General features: G+C 45.5%; 13 protein-coding genes. 9 read left to right on the top strand and 4 right to left on the bottom strand.

The window, feature by feature from the left end:
• The coding region (locus tag ACR0QN_RS12700; protein WP_432651590.1) for a transposase at window positions 1-516 on the top strand (516 nt) is incomplete at its 5' end.
• A gap of 206 nt (window positions 517-722) precedes the next feature.
• On the top strand, window positions 723-1,415 hold the full coding sequence (locus tag ACR0QN_RS12695) for a hypothetical protein (protein WP_432651589.1): 693 nt from the start codon (window positions 723-725) through the stop codon (window positions 1,413-1,415).
• A gap of 208 nt (window positions 1,416-1,623) precedes the next feature.
• Here the strand turns inward: ACR0QN_RS12695 and ACR0QN_RS12690 are convergent, their stop codons facing one another.
• Complete coding sequence (locus tag ACR0QN_RS12690) at window positions 1,624-2,694, bottom strand: GGDEF domain-containing protein (RefSeq protein ID WP_432651588.1); 1,071 nt, start codon at window positions 2,692-2,694, stop codon at window positions 1,624-1,626.
• Window positions 2,695-2,888: 194 nt separating this feature from the next.
• On the opposite strand from ACR0QN_RS12690, the gene ACR0QN_RS12685 reads away from it, so the two are divergent.
• The 3 genes from ACR0QN_RS12685 to ACR0QN_RS12675 all read left to right on the top strand — a co-directional run bounded on the left by ACR0QN_RS12685 (window position 2,889) and on the right by ACR0QN_RS12675 (window position 6,808).
• A complete protein-coding gene (locus tag ACR0QN_RS12685; protein WP_432651587.1) occupies window positions 2,889-3,533 on the top strand; it encodes an HD domain-containing protein in 645 nt (214 codons plus the stop codon).
• Between the two features lie 20 nt (window positions 3,534-3,553).
• Window positions 3,554-4,324, top strand: coding sequence for a phosphoribosylformimino-5-aminoimidazole carboxamide ribotide isomerase (gene hisA, locus ACR0QN_RS12680; protein WP_432651586.1), 771 nt, complete (start codon window positions 3,554-3,556; stop codon window positions 4,322-4,324).
• A 225-nt stretch (window positions 4,325-4,549) separates the two neighbouring features.
• The gene (locus ACR0QN_RS12675; protein WP_432651585.1) at window positions 4,550-6,808 is read left to right on the top strand and encodes a diguanylate cyclase; all 2,259 of its coding nucleotides are present in this window, start codon (window positions 4,550-4,552) and stop codon (window positions 6,806-6,808) included.
• Between the two features lie 48 nt (window positions 6,809-6,856).
• Here the strand turns inward: ACR0QN_RS12675 and ACR0QN_RS12670 are convergent, their stop codons facing one another.
• Window positions 6,857-7,594: a helix-turn-helix domain-containing protein gene (locus tag ACR0QN_RS12670; protein ID WP_432651584.1), complete on the bottom strand. Its 738-nt coding sequence runs from the start codon at window positions 7,592-7,594 to the stop codon at window positions 6,857-6,859.
• 305 nt (window positions 7,595-7,899) lie between these two features.
• Window positions 7,900-8,691: a hypothetical protein gene (locus ACR0QN_RS12665; RefSeq protein WP_432651583.1), complete on the bottom strand. Its 792-nt coding sequence runs from the start codon at window positions 8,689-8,691 to the stop codon at window positions 7,900-7,902.
• Window positions 8,692-9,000: 309 nt separating this feature from the next.
• On the opposite strand from ACR0QN_RS12665, the gene ACR0QN_RS12660 reads away from it, so the two are divergent.
• The 4 genes from ACR0QN_RS12660 (at window position 9,001) to ACR0QN_RS12645 (ending at window position 12,239) form a co-directional block, all read left to right on the top strand.
• Window positions 9,001-9,672: a response regulator transcription factor gene (locus ACR0QN_RS12660; protein WP_432651582.1), complete on the top strand. Its 672-nt coding sequence runs from the start codon at window positions 9,001-9,003 to the stop codon at window positions 9,670-9,672.
• Window positions 9,672-10,706 (top strand): ATP-binding protein, encoded by a 1,035-nt coding sequence (locus ACR0QN_RS12655; protein ID WP_432651581.1) that lies wholly within the window; start codon window positions 9,672-9,674, stop codon window positions 10,704-10,706. Before ACR0QN_RS12660 ends, ACR0QN_RS12655 begins: the two co-directional genes overlap by 1 nt.
• A 214-nt stretch (window positions 10,707-10,920) precedes the next feature.
• Entirely contained in the window at window positions 10,921-11,547 is a 627-nt protein-coding gene (locus ACR0QN_RS12650) for a putative ABC transporter permease (RefSeq protein ID WP_432651580.1), read from the top strand.
• 92 nt (window positions 11,548-11,639) lie between these two features.
• Window positions 11,640-12,239: a hypothetical protein gene (locus ACR0QN_RS12645; protein WP_432651579.1), complete on the top strand. Its 600-nt coding sequence runs from the start codon at window positions 11,640-11,642 to the stop codon at window positions 12,237-12,239.
• A 28-nt stretch (window positions 12,240-12,267) separates the two neighbouring features.
• On the opposite strand, the gene ACR0QN_RS12640 is transcribed toward ACR0QN_RS12645, so the two are convergent.
• A complete protein-coding gene (locus ACR0QN_RS12640; protein WP_432651578.1) occupies window positions 12,268-13,626 on the bottom strand; it encodes an MATE family efflux transporter in 1,359 nt (452 codons plus the stop codon).
• Window positions 13,627-13,981: the final 355 nt, after the last annotated feature.

Here is a 13,981-nt window from a genome sequence, read left to right as displayed (position 1 = left end):
GAGTGGCAGAAGCCCGAAAATGCGCATAAGCTTGCGCAGAAGGACACAGATGCACGATGGACGAAGAAGAATAACGAAGTCCATTATGGGTATAAGGATCATGTGAAATGTGATGCGGACAGCAAGCTTATCACCAATTATTCGGTAACAGATGCAGCACTCCACGACAGCAACAGATGCATATATTTCCTTGACGATAAAGACGAAGCATTGTATGCAGACAGTGCCTACTCGGGAGAACCAATAGCAGAACAGCTGCCCCAAAACTGTGAAAATCAGATTTGCGAAAAGGGCTATCGAGGACATCCTCTGACAGAAGAACAGAAAGAACGCAACCGGAAAAAATCCAAAATCAGATGCAGAATTGAGCATATCTTTGGCTATATGACAGGTGCTATGCACGGAATAACTATCCGAAACATCGGGATTACACGAGCGTGGTTCAATATTGGTCTGACAAATCTGATATATAACTTTTGCAGGTATGAATTTTTAAAACGAAAATCAACCTGTTAAGGGATAACTGCGCCCTTTTGAGGAAAAAGGGCAATAATAAAGGGGATTTTTAGTACAAATAGAGGCTGCTTTAGCTTTTAAGACGGCAAATTCACTTTATGTGCTTTCGCTTGTCTTAAAATACCGGGGTTTTTAGAGGCTGCCATATGTTAAAAAATTCTCAAAGTAAAAAACAAGTATATTCGTATAAATGTGATAGAATAGAAATGGGAAATACTGTTTTTGAGAACGTGCGGTTTGAAAAGATTGCTGGTTTCGTTGAATCAGATATTCATATCTTAAAATCCATGAAAGACAACCTTTTGGTTCCAACATGCCGATTTACCAAATTTAATAAGGACGTTCCTATAAAACAAGGAAAAATATTCTCGCTGCATGCAGATAGACTGATCCAAAAGTCAGATGAAGTTAAAATTGAGGAAATTGAAATTCAAACGATTTCATTTTGTACTGCCGATTTTGTTGGGCTTGAGGTTGTATTTAGCGAAGATTTCTGTAATCTAACAGAATCATCAAAGTATTCTGACAATTCAAGAAATGGATATATTACAGATTACATAATGCTAAATAACCTTGGAGACGAAAATCGGTCTTATACAAATATTCTATATAGTCTTCATTCTGTTTATGAAAACCCAATGTATAAAGTTTTGGATAATTATTACAGCTTAGGAATTGCAGCATATTTTAATGATAAGAACCAAAGCTATCTTGGAGAACAACTTTCTGTTAGTGCCATTGTAAATAAAATAAAGTATCCTAATTCTATCTCAGATGTATCAATATCAACCGGGTGCGGCGGAACATGCAGTACAATAAATCAATACAATAGTTGCTGCAGTGATACTAACAATTATTGCATATCAGGCACTGTGATGAAAGATCCTTTACACCCATAACAAAAGGCTTTTCGGATTATGACCGCTGCTGTGCGCGCCTCACCTCGACCAGTTTACTCACAGTTTCTTTGAGACTGTGAGTATTTTTTTGCAGTAATATGCCGCTGTTCTGAAACGAAACAGCGGCTGCGTTTATTTTATCAAATGTTTTTTCATCACCAAAAATTTTATGAAAGAAGTTTATCGACTAACTGACATAGACACCCCTTTATTTTGTTTTCGCTTTATATTTCTGCTTGTCCCTGTACATCTCGGCGTCGGCTTTGGCGCAGACGCTGTCAAAATCCTCACCGTCAATGTAAGCAGCACCCAGAGCGCAGGTGTAGGGTGTTTTTTTTATCTCCGAGCGGATATCCGCCAGCATTTTTTCCACATCGCTCTGCTCCTTTTTAATGCACAGTATCATAAACTCGTCGCCGCCTGTGCGGTAAAGTGTGCAGCCCCTGAGAACGGCTTTGTCAATAGTATTTACCGTCGTGCAGATGGCTTCGTCTCCTTTGGCGTGACCGCCGGTATCGTTTATCTTTTTCAGGTCGTTAAGGTCAATGGAGATAACAGCCGTAAGTTCATCTTTATGCTTTTCCGAATCAATATAGAAGCAGCGGCGGTTGAGCGCATTTGTAAGAGGGTCACGCTTGAAGCTCTCCACGCTGAAAAACAGGTAATAGAATACGATGGAAAGGGCAAATGCGGTCCTTCCCGTGCCGTACATTGACATTACTGATTCGGTTATCATTGCAATGATGTTCACAGTCACTATCAGAAATATGATAAGTCCCTCTGAGTAGTCTCTGCTGCAAAACCTTCTGATCGTCAGCAGAAGCAGCAATAACATATAAATAATGCTGACGATATGTGTAAAGTAGCCTAAGGGACCTCTTACAAATTCATTTGAGGAGTTATATGTATAAACGATATCCGTGAAGAATGCGGAAAAGGCTGCAAGTATATTCAGGTACATCGGCAGCAGCAGCAGAAAGTGTGATGATCTGTTCGTTTGGTTGTTTCGCAGCGACAGCTTCACAAAGAGGTATACTATCATCGGGCGGACGGAGTATCCCATCGCACAGAAAAATATGCAAAGCGATGCAGAGCCTCCGTGTCCTGCCGCCCAGAGTTCGGCGGAGTAGGAGAGCATTTCAACAATGGTCATAATAAGGCTGAGTCCGAATGTCCTGTTTATATTTTTCTGAAATATTGAATTTGATATAAGAAAGACCGACATAAACACAAGTATTATCAGCGTGGGGAAATTCAGCTCAACAAACCACCTTACCATACCGTTCACCCTCTTTATGTTTCTTTTGATCGTTCATTTCATTATATCATATTGTTCATTCCGTGTCAATCCTCGGACAGCGCAGCTTTACGATTTTTCACAAAATTATTACTCTGTTTTTTCGGTTGACAAGAGCGGCGTGAGAGATGTATAATAATAGATGTATAAATAAAAACGGGTAAGGAGCGGTTTGAATGATATCCGAAAGACTGAAAAAGCAGATAGAGTTCCTTCTTGAGGCGGACAAGATGAAAAGCCTTTACAGGCAGACATATATCATTAAGGACGAGAAGCGTTCGGAGTCTATGCGTGATCTTGATGGGGATGAAAGCGTTCACAGGCGCAGGGAGAACGATGCGGAGCATTCCTTTCATCTTGCGCTGTTTGCAATGACCCTTGCTGAGCACGCAAATGTTCCCGTTGACCTTCTTCGGGTGATGAAAATGGTGCTTATCCACGACATTGTGGAGATAGACGCAGGGGACACCTACTGCTATGACACGGAAGGCTACAAGTCAAAGCGTGAACGTGAGGAACGGGCGGCTGACCGTCTTTTCGGCATTCTCCCCCAGGATCAGGAGAAGGAGTACCGTGAGCTGTGGGAGGAATTTGAGGCTATGGACACCGCTGAGTCACGCTTTGCGGCGGCGCTGGACAGAATGCAGTCTATGCTTCTGAACTTTTCCAAAAACGGCATAAGCTGGCAGGAGCACGGCGTTTCCTACAGTCAGGTACACGAGAGAAACAAGCACATTGCAAACGGCTCGGAGGAGCTTTGGGAATATATGGAGGAGGCTCTGAAAGACGCTTTGGGCAAGGGCTTCCTTAAAGATGAATGATTTGAAAGGGATATTTGATTATGAAATTCAGACCTTGCATTGATATACATAACGGCTGTGTAAAGCAGATAGTGGGGGGCAGTCTTGCGGACAAAAACTCCTCGGCGGACGAGAATTTCGTCTCCGAGCAGGGAGGAGATCATTATGCCCGTCTGTACAAAAGCAGAGGACTGACGGGGGGACACGTTATAATCCTCAATCCCGCAGGCTCGGAGTATTATGAAGCTGACCGCAGGCAGGCGTTTGCGGCTCTGGAAGCGTTTCCCGGTGGACTTCAGATAGGCGGAGGGGTGAATGACGAAAACGCCTCGGAGTATCTTGAAAAGGGCGCTTCTCACGTTATTGTCACGTCATACGTTTTTAAGGACGGAAGTATCAGCTTTGAGCGTCTTGAGCGGCTAAAAAGCGCTGTGGGAGCGGAGCATATCGTTCTCGACCTGTCCTGCCGCAAGAGAGACGGAAAATATTTTATTGTCACCGACAGATGGCAGAAGTTTACGGATATGGAGGTCACAAAGGAAAATATCCTTATGCTCAAGGGCTATTGTGATGAATTTCTCGTTCACGCTGTTGATGCAGAGGGCAAGCAGAAGGGCATTGAAGAGGGCATTGCCTCGCTTCTCGGAAATACTGAGGGCATTGTTTCAACCTATGCGGGGGGTATCGGCTCATATGAGGACATTGAGCTGCTGAAAACTCTCGGAAAGGGAAATGTGGATTTTACGGTGGGCAGCGCTCTGGATATTTTCGGGGGAAAGCTGGAGTTTGAGAAGATCGCTGAAATGAAATAAAGTTATCGGAGAGGTCTGCGGCAGGGAACTGTCGGCTTCTCCATTTTTTTATAAATAATCATCAAAAATTATTGGACTGAAAGATGTAAAAAAATCATTGTAATAGTTTCACAAAAAGGCTTGAATGAGGTTGAAAGATATGGTATGATATAAATAATTCACCGTTAATCGGCATTCGTGCAAAGGAGTGATATGGCTTTGGGAAAAAGGTTTACAATTGGTCTTATGATCCATCATCTTGATAACGATTACTCAAAGTCTGTTCTTAACGGAGCAACGGCGGCGGCGAGAGATCTGGACGTTGATCTCGCCATTTTCCCCGGACGTTCCCTCAACAGTCAGCTTGACGATAAGAAATTTACAGCCTATGAGTATCAGAACAATGTGGTGTACAGCTATGTTTCACTTAAAACTCTTGACGCTGTCATAGTTTCTGCGGGAACGGTAGGCTCCTTTGTCACACCCGATGTATTCAAGCGCTTTCTTGACGGCTACAGGGGACTGCCTATCCTCACTATGGAGAACAAGGTGGAGGGCTATCCCTGCATAAGGCTTTCGGGAAGCGGCATAAAGGATATCGTTTCCCATCTTATAAATAAGCACGGCAGGAAGCACATCGCATTTGTAAGCGGTCCGAAGGGAAATTCCGACGCAGAGGAGCGTCTTGGCTATTATAGGGAAGCTCTTGAAGAAAACGGCATTGAGTTTGACCCCGGTATGGTGGCATACGGCAAATTTTCCGAATACTGCGCCGATATCGTGGGAGACCTTATTGACAGAAACGAGGGCAGGATAGACGCTATCTGCTTTGCAAATGATATGATGTGCAAGGGCGGCTACAAGGCTATTGAACGCAGAGGTCTGCGTGTGGGCACAGATATAGCCGTTACGGGATATGACGACTCGGAGGTGGCTCTGGCGCTCCGTCCCAGACTTACCACCGTTCGTGCCGACGCTTCGGCTCTGGGATACAGAGCGGTGGCGGAGGCTGTTCGTCTGGCGAAAAGGGAAAAGGTGGAGGATGTCAGTCTCGGTTCATCTCCCGTGTTCAGATTTTCCTGCGGCTGCAAGGGGCAGGGCGTTTCAATTGCGGAACAGGCGATAGCAAGGGGCGAAGGCTCTCAGAAAATCGCAGATGATATCCTTTCGGATCAGGTGGAACGTTACAATGAGCTGCTAACACGGAGCGAGGCTCTTTGCGAGCTCAGAAAATTCCTGTCAGATGTTCTTGAGTTTGCTCAGGGCAGAGGAGGAGACGACGATGAAATGCTCTCCAAAGCCGTTTTTCTGCGGCTTATCGGGGACGAGACCCTGGAACTCACGGCTCCCGAGGCGATCCTGCGGATAGCAAAAAATATCCGTGTTGCCGCAAAAACTCTCTGCGCCGACAAGTGCCCCGAGAGAATGATCAGGGTGGACAACATTACAGAGGATATGACCGAGGCGGCGGCTGAGAGGATCGTGGGTATCCATTACAGCAAGGTCGACGATATCACCTTTACCCATTTTCTTATCAGCAACATCACCAAGGATATGACCATTTACGGAAACGATGTGGAGAAATGCTTCTTTGCGGTGGTGAATAATCTTTACCGTGCCCATATCGACAGCAGCTACATTTATGTTTACGAGGAGCCTGTAATTCACAGCGCAAAGAGCAGCTGGATACTGCCCGATACGGTGCTTCTGAGGGCTTACCACGACGGGGACAAGCTTGCCACCGTCAAGGGCGAGGCACAGAAAATATCCTCCTATGCCATTCTTGACAATATGTACACTCCCTCCGACAAGCGTCGTACTATGGTAGTATTTCCGCTGTATATGAACGAGGAGCAGTACGGCGTTATGGTCTATGAGCTGGAGAATGAGTATTTTCCTTACATATACTCTATCACTCCCCAGATATGCACGGCTATAAAGCTTTCAAATCTGGTGGTCCAGCTGGAAAACTCTATCGATCAGGTGCAGAGCAGGAATAATCAGCTGAGCAGAATGTCTATGTCCGACGAGCTTACGGGTATTTACAACCGCCGTGGCTTTTACGTATTTGCAAACCGTATCCTGAAGGCTCCCGAAAATGAGGGCAGACAGGCGGTGGTCATTTTCGGTGACCTTGACAATCTGAAAAAGATAAACGACGGCTTCGGTCACGAGGACGGCGATTACGCTATTATTACGGCGGCTAACGTCATAAAGAGCAGTCTCAGAAATTCCGACGTTGTAGGCCGTATCGGCGGAGACGAATTTGCCGCTTTTGCTATCTGCGACGACAGGGAGATAATTTCAAAGCTCCCCGAGCGTATAAAGAGCATTGCCGCCGCTCACAACAAGGAAAGCTCAAAGCCCTACAATGTTACCGTCAGCGTGGGCATTTACGAGCTGGTATGCTCTCCCGAGCTGAATATTCAGCAGTTTATGGAATTTGCCGACTCGGCGCTTTACGAGGACAAAAAGAGGAAAAATCCCGATATTATGAAAAAGTAAAACGACCGCTTTTGCACTTGTTTGTGCGAAAGCGGTCGTTTGATATTGTCACGAAAAATTTGTAAAAGCGTCCGATCTTGAAACTCCCTCGGTGTGAATGTAAACGTCCATACAGGTCATACCGTCTTTTTCGTAAACATACTCAAAGCAGGAAAGCACGTTATCCTTCGGCTTCTCACGAAAGCCGTTTGCCTGCAAATGTTCAAGTATCATTTTATATGCGCCGCCTATCCGCTCAAAGGCAGATACAAAGGGGTCATAAACGGTGATGACGGCATAATCCGCTTCTGCCTGCTCCGCATATTCCACTCCCAGAAAGTCGGTCTCAAAGCCATCGGGCAGGATATATGCCGCCACATAGCCGTGGAGCCCGAACCTTATATGCAGTTCGGGGGGGACAAAGGGGAAATCCCAGCCGATAAGCTTTGCGCCGGGGTCTGCTTCAAGAAGTCCCGACAGCTCCGCCCAGCCCTTCATATACCTGTTCACATCGTCCTCGGGGTTGGGAGTTATCATTACATACCTTGCCATTTTAAAGGCGGACAGATGCTTGAAGGTCACCTCCGAATAGATGCTGCTTCGGTCGGAAAGCTCCTCTTTTATGAGAGCGTCCAGCTTGCAGGAAAAAAGTTCGCTGAGCGATATGAGCTTCCCAAGTTCGGGAACTATCTCGTCAGCCTCCCATTTTGATATGGTCTGACGGGATACGCTCATTTTCTCCGCAAGCTGTTCCTGGGTCAGCTTTTTCTGCTTTCTGAGATATCCGATATTTTTTCCAAGGCTCATTTTTTACCGTCCTTTCGTGGTTGTTTTCTACATTATAGCATATTCGGTGAGGGATTTCCACCGCACGTGAATTGCTTTTTATATTGATAATGTCAACCGGAGGTTTACATCTTCCACAAAAAAATGGACTGCGGTCGCTGCAGTCCATTTTGAAAAACAATTACATACAATTCTATTGTTATCGAGCCGTTAGTCTGTTGTCCGAAAAAAATAAAGAACGTTTTGTTGGGGGTGTCTATATTAAAGAATAAATAATAAAGAATAAAGAAGAAAGAATAAAGTTCATTACCGAGCCGCTATTCTGTTTAATTCATTTCATTGCTTTCGGGGAGATATTCATATCCGCTGCTGTCGGGGGGAACGTCTGCCGCAGGAATGGGGTTTGCTCCGGGGAAAAATTCGTCGCTGGGGAATTCCAGTCTGCCGAAAATTTCCTTGGGAGACTCTGCGGGAGTGCAGCACTCCTTATCGGGCACGCAGTAGTCATAGGTGGGGATAAGCAGGGAAACGGGCCGCATAATGCGGACAACGCTGAAAAGTCCCAGAGTAACGGAAATGCCCCTTACAACGGAACACTCACAGCCCGAGGTAGTCTTTATGCACTCGATCTTGGTCTCAAGGGCGATAGGCTCCACAACGCTTACGGTGACCTTGGGCTTGCTGCATATCTTGCAGCACTTGTCGGTCTCGCCTGTAACATTGTCATCGCTGTCAAAGGTCTTGAAGCTGCCCTTGCTGCCGTAGAGTATCACTCTCTTGTTCCATACGGCGCAGCCCTTGAGGGTAACAGCCTCGTCGGTGCAGGCATTTTCGTATGCGTCCATTGTGAGCCTGAATGTGTAAGTAAGGTCCACCGCATAGCAGCCCTTTTTAAAGGGAACACAGTCAACGGAAATGCACACGCCTGTTACCTCTGCACAGCGTGTTTTTACTACCGTCATACAGTCGGTGAGACAGTAGCCCGGGTCAAGTGCCACCGCAAGGTCTGTTATGCAGTCCCTTTCCGAGCAGGTGTCGAAAATGCGCATTGCCTCGATGGTGACAGCCTCCTTGAAGCAGTCCTGCTTGCAGGGAGGAAATTTATATTCGTCAAACATAAGGGTACCTCCGTGAATATAGTATAATGTTATATTTTATTCACGAAGTGGGGGAGATGTGACGGGATTTTATAAAAAATTTCCGATGTCATTTAAAAAAATATAATTTATGATTTATTAGTTTTACTTTATTATATAAAGTTTACAAATTACCGATTTTAAATAATAAAGAAAAAAGAATAAAGAATAAATCATAAAGAACATTCACCTTTACCTCGTTCTATACCCGACTTGCAAAACCCGCCCCCATATGCTATAATGTGACATAAAGGGAAATATCCCAAAGCTGAAAGGAAAGCGGTCATTTTTATGTTTAAAATTCTGATAGCCGAGGACGACAGGGAGCTTCGGCTTTTGTTTCAGAGAGTTCTCACCCGAAACGGATACTCCGCTGTGGGAGCGGCGGACGGCAGCGAGGCTCTCGACCTCATTGACAAGGAATACTTCGACCTTATTATCTCCGACGTAATGATGCCAAAGGTGGACGGCTATGAGCTTGTGCGCTCCCTGAGAGAGGCAGGCATAACCACTCCCGTACTGATGATAACCGCCAAGGACGCTTATGATGATATGCGTGAGGGCTTTGCATCGGGAACGGATGACTATATGGTCAAGCCTGTGAATGTAAATGAAATGGTGCTTCGTGTGGGGGCGCTTTTAAGACGTGCCCAGATGATTAACGACCGCCGTCAGGTCATCGGCAACACCGTTCTTGAATACGACTCAATGACCGTTACAACCGGCGAGGGCAGCGTTCAACTTCCTCAGAAGGAGTTTATGCTCCTCTATAAAATGGCTTCATATCCCGGAAAAATTTTTACAAAGCAGCAGCTTATGGACGATATCTGGGGCTACGAGTCGGACGCTGAGGCTCACACCGTTGAGGTGCATATCGGCAGGCTCAGAGACCGCTTTCGTGACAATCCCGATTTCCGTATCGTCACAATGCGTGGAGTGGGCTACAAGGTGGTGAAGCTCTGATGAAAAAGGAACGGGAGAAAACGGGGCTTGGAATTATCATCTATTTTACGCTCATAATCATTCTTGTGATAATGCTGACGCTGGGCTTTGCGGAGCTTATCACATATATCCTCAATTACTATTTCCATCGCGCGCTGAACATTCCGTCTACGGGCTGGCTTATGATATTCAGCGTAATTCTCGGGCTTGTTTTTGCACGGCTTGCAAGCAGTCTTATCCTGTCGCCCGTTACAAGGCTGGGAAAGGCTATGGAGCAGGTGGCAAGGCGTGATTTTTCCGTAAGGCTTGAGACAAAGTCCGTTGTCACCGAGGTAAGAGACATTTATGACAATTTCAACCTTATGACCTCCGAGCTTGGCACTGTTGAGGAGCTGCAGACAAATTTTGTCTCAAGCGTTTCCCACGAGTTCAAGACTCCCATAAATGCCATTGAAGGCTATGCAATGCTCTTGCAGGAGAAAAATATTCCCCCCGAAGAGCAGGAGGAATATGTGGAAAAGATACTCTTCAACACAAAAAGGCTTTCGGAGCTGGTGGGAAATATCCTGCTTCTTTCAAAGCTTGAAAATCAGGCGATTCCCGCAAAGACCGAGAGCTTTCGACTTGACGAGCAGATACGGCGTGCCATACTTCTTCTTGAGTCGAAATGGTCCGCAAAGGACATAAGCTTTGACATTGACCTTGAGGAGACGGTTTATAACGGTGCGGAGGGGCTTATGCTCCACATCTGGGTAAATCTCATCGACAATGCCGTTAAATTTTCCGAGAAGGGCGGCAGCATTAAAATGACCCTGCGCCGCAAAAAGGACACCATTGTTTTTGTCATTGAGGACAACGGCTGCGGCATTTCCGAGGAGGACCAAAAGCACATTTTCAACCGTTTCTATCAGTCCGACAGCTCCCGAAAGGACGAGGGCAGCGGTCTGGGGCTTGCTCTTGTGAAGCAGATAGCGGAGCTTTGCGGCGGCAGCATTGATGTGAAAAGCGTTTTGGGCAAGGGGTCTCGGTTTACGGTGACGCTTAGGGCAGATTGAACTTAAAAAAATCGGATATATCGGTTCGTATATTTGTATCGTTACCGAGCCGTCAGTCTGCCGCCCGGATAAACTATAGAACGTCTCGCCGCGGGTCGTCACCCGCCTCAACAAAAATTGAGGTTCGGTTGAAGTTTAGTTGCGGAATATGCTGTAGAATATAACCATAGAATGAAAATACTACATAAATTTTCAGAGAAAGGGGTTATGTTCTATGACATACGGCTATGATATTTACTCTTTGGGAATAATGATAGCGTTCATATCGTTCCTCGGCTTCACGCTGGAAAATCTCTGGCTTGCCGCTACAAAGGGTTTTATTGACAACAGAAATATGCACCTGCCCTTTCTTATGGGCTATGGTCTTTTAGTTGTGGGAATGTACCTGCTCCTCGGCACCCCCGAGCATATGACCCTTCCCGGACATATAACCGTGAACGCTTCCAAGGCGGAGAAATTCTTTATCTATTTCCTTTGCTCAATGGTCATAGTTACCGTGGGCGAGCTTATTCTCGGCCATCTGGTGGAAAAGGTATGCGGCTTTGAATACTGGAATTACAACTGGATACCTCTCCACATCACAAAGTACACATCTATCCCCACAAGCATTGGCTTTGCGGCTATCATCACCTCCTTTATGGGAGCCTGCTTCGAGCCCATAATGGGCGTTATTTCGATGATGAACACAGATGACATCAAGCCTTTGTCTGTACTGCTCATCGGGGTCATGGCTATTGACCTTGCCGTAAGCTTTATGCAGATGAAGAAAAGGCACGGGCTTAATGTGAGATGGATAAAGTACATAAAGAGAGAGCCTGAGAGACTGCCTCATAAAACATAAGGCGCTGTTTCTGCGCTTGCTTGACACACAGACGGTATTATGATATACTTTGTCTGTGTGTCAAGCTTTTTTTTACGGAAGGGTGCAGACTTATGCCAAAGGGAAATGCTGTGGGAAAAGTATCAAAGTCCCTTATTCTTCTGATACTTGCAATGGTGCTGTTTGCTGTGCTGGCGGCGGTATTTTATTTATTGGATAAGCGCTTTGATAACGGGGTCTTCTTTGCTCTGTTTGTTACCTTCCTTACTGTTTTCTATCATTTTATTATGAGGCTTGCGGTGGGGGAGATAATTACTATTCTGTATGCTAAAAAAGAATTTCGGTATGAGGCAAAATGGTATCGTCAGAGCCGTTTTGAAAAATTCGTTTATAAAAAGATCGATCTGAAAAAGCACAAGCGAAATGCAATAACTGCCAAGCCGTGGCAGTTTGACATCAATGAGCGGACATATGAAGAGCTTCTGCATAATATGACTCAGGCGGAAGTCGTTCACGAGATAATTATGGTATTGTCCTTTGTGCCTATCTTGTTTTCATTCAGGTTCGGGGCGCTTGCCGTGTTTGTTATCACCTCGGTTTTCGCCTGCCTTATTGATATGTATTTCGTTATGATACAAAGATTTAATCGCCCGAGAGTGCTTGCTCTCAAAAGGAAAATGGATAATGCAAAAAAATCCGCACCGTTATGCTGAATCCTGCGTAACGGTGCGGAGCTTTTTATCATATGGTTTGTGGGGCGTCTGCGTTTTTGACGATAAGCTTTCGGCGGCAGAGAAAATATGCGGGGATAAGGAACATATCCGCAAGTATCCAGGCGGCAGGTGATGCAAAGCAGGCTGCCGTAAAGCCGATAATGCCCACAAAATATGCTGTTGCGCTGCGGCCTATCATTTCAAGTACGCCTGCAAAGGTGGCTGTGGGCGAGAAGCCCATTCCCTGAATGGAAAATCTCACTATATTTACAAGCGCAAGGGGAAAATAGAATGCGGCAAGGGTTATGAGGAACTGCTTTACAAGTGGGATAAGATCGGCGCTGCTTTTATCAAGGAATATCATTGCAAGATAGTCGCCTGTGAGGAGGATAATGCCGAGTATCCCGACCGAGTAGATAAGTCCGAGAAGGGTGCAGGCTCCGAGACCTTTATTAAGGCGTTCCCATTTTCGTGCGCCCACGTTTTGACCCATATAGGTCGCCATTGTGCTTCCCATTGCATCGAAGGGGCAGCACATAAACATTGATATCTTATTGGCGGCTGTTACAGCGGTGACGTACGTCGTTCCAAGCTGATTTACGGCGGTCTGGAGTATTACAGAGCCGATGGCGGTTATGGAATACTGAAGTCCCATAGGTATTCCCATTGCAAGAAGCATTCCCGTATGCTTGCCCGATGGCTTCAGATCCTCCTTTGACATTACGAGTATTGGGAAGCCCCGGCAGACCTTTATCAGACAGCCTGCTCCCGAAATGAACTGGGCTATGACCGTTGCCAGCGCTGCGCCGAACACGCCCATTTTAAAGACGAGGATAAAGATGATATCAAGCACTATATTTATTACAGACGCTATGACAAGCCAGGTCACGGGGGTCTTGCTGTCGCTGAGGGAGCGGAGTATGGCGGCGGTCATATTATAGAGAAAATAGGCGGGGATACCTGCAAAGATGGTGAATATGTAGATGTAGGCACGGTCAAATATGTCCTCGGGGGTATTGGTGGCGAGAAGAATGTCCGAGCAGAAAATGAGTGTTATTGCGGTTATGATAACGGTGAAGAAGATACACAGCCACAGGGAGCCTGAGACGTATTTTCTAAGCTGCTTATAGTCGGCGGCGCCGTACATCTGGGATATGGGTATGGCAAAACCGTTGCAAACACCCATTACAAAGCCGATGACGAGGAAATTAAGTGAGCCTGTACTGCCTACGGCGGCAAGAGCGTCACTTCCTAAAAATCTGCCGACGATGGCGGTGTCGGCAAGGTTATAAAATTGCTGAAAAAGAAATCCGAAAAGCATTGGTATGCCGAAGCCAAGAATGAGCTTCATTGGTTTTCCTTCCGTGAGGTCACGGGGTGATGACATTTTGATCTTTCCTTTCTTTAAACTTTTCAAGATACATATTATAATGATTTTCTGGGCGGAAAACAATATATTATTTTGGGCAGGACTTTTAATTTTTTGGGAAGTGTAATAAGAAAATGGTATTTACTTATAAGTTCGGATTTAAAACGTGATAGATGTGTTGAATATGCACATTAAATGGCGGCAGAAAGATAGTTTAAAAATACAAAATAGCCAAACTCAAAAAACTTGTCGAAAAAGGCTTGACATTTAGAAATGGATATGGTAAGATAATAAAGCTGTCGGTGATACTGAGTAAACCGAAAGGGAAAACAAAGTAAAAACGGTGGCGAGTATTCATAAATGGTTCAAAAAG

The organism is Huintestinicola sp., from assembly GCF_050874005.1.
Lineage (GTDB): Bacteria > Bacillota > Clostridia > Oscillospirales > Ruminococcaceae > Huintestinicola.
Note: the sequence above shows the minus strand (reverse complement) of the source record. Positions and strands in the feature narration are given on the sequence as shown.

Bases quoted from the DNA above. Each gene is read 5' to 3' on its own strand.
- ACR0QN_RS12685 (WP_432651587.1), top strand. From the start codon at position 2,889: ATGATATCCGAAAGACTGAAAAAGCAGATAGAGTTCCTTCTTGAGGCG.
- ACR0QN_RS12660 (WP_432651582.1), top strand. From the start codon at position 9,001: ATGTTTAAAATTCTGATAGCCGAGGACGACAGGGAGCTTCGGCTTTTG.
- ACR0QN_RS12650 (WP_432651580.1), top strand. From the start codon at position 10,921: ATGACATACGGCTATGATATTTACTCTTTGGGAATAATGATAGCGTTC.
- ACR0QN_RS12670 (WP_432651584.1), bottom strand. From the start codon at position 7,594: ATGAGCCTTGGAAAAAATATCGGATATCTCAGAAAGCAGAAAAAGCTG.
- ACR0QN_RS12665 (WP_432651583.1), bottom strand. From the start codon at position 8,691: ATGTTTGACGAATATAAATTTCCTCCCTGCAAGCAGGACTGCTTCAAG.
- ACR0QN_RS12675 (WP_432651585.1), top strand. From the start codon at position 4,550: ATGATCCATCATCTTGATAACGATTACTCAAAGTCTGTTCTTAACGGA.
- ACR0QN_RS12645 (WP_432651579.1), top strand. From the start codon at position 11,640: ATGCCAAAGGGAAATGCTGTGGGAAAAGTATCAAAGTCCCTTATTCTT.
- ACR0QN_RS12640 (WP_432651578.1), bottom strand. From the start codon at position 13,626: ATGTCATCACCCCGTGACCTCACGGAAGGAAAACCAATGAAGCTCATT.
- hisA (WP_432651586.1), top strand. From the start codon at position 3,554: ATGAAATTCAGACCTTGCATTGATATACATAACGGCTGTGTAAAGCAG.
- ACR0QN_RS12695 (WP_432651589.1), top strand. From the start codon at position 723: ATGGGAAATACTGTTTTTGAGAACGTGCGGTTTGAAAAGATTGCTGGT.
- ACR0QN_RS12655 (WP_432651581.1), top strand. From the start codon at position 9,672: ATGAAAAAGGAACGGGAGAAAACGGGGCTTGGAATTATCATCTATTTT.
- ACR0QN_RS12690 (WP_432651588.1), bottom strand. From the start codon at position 2,694: ATGGTAAGGTGGTTTGTTGAGCTGAATTTCCCCACGCTGATAATACTT.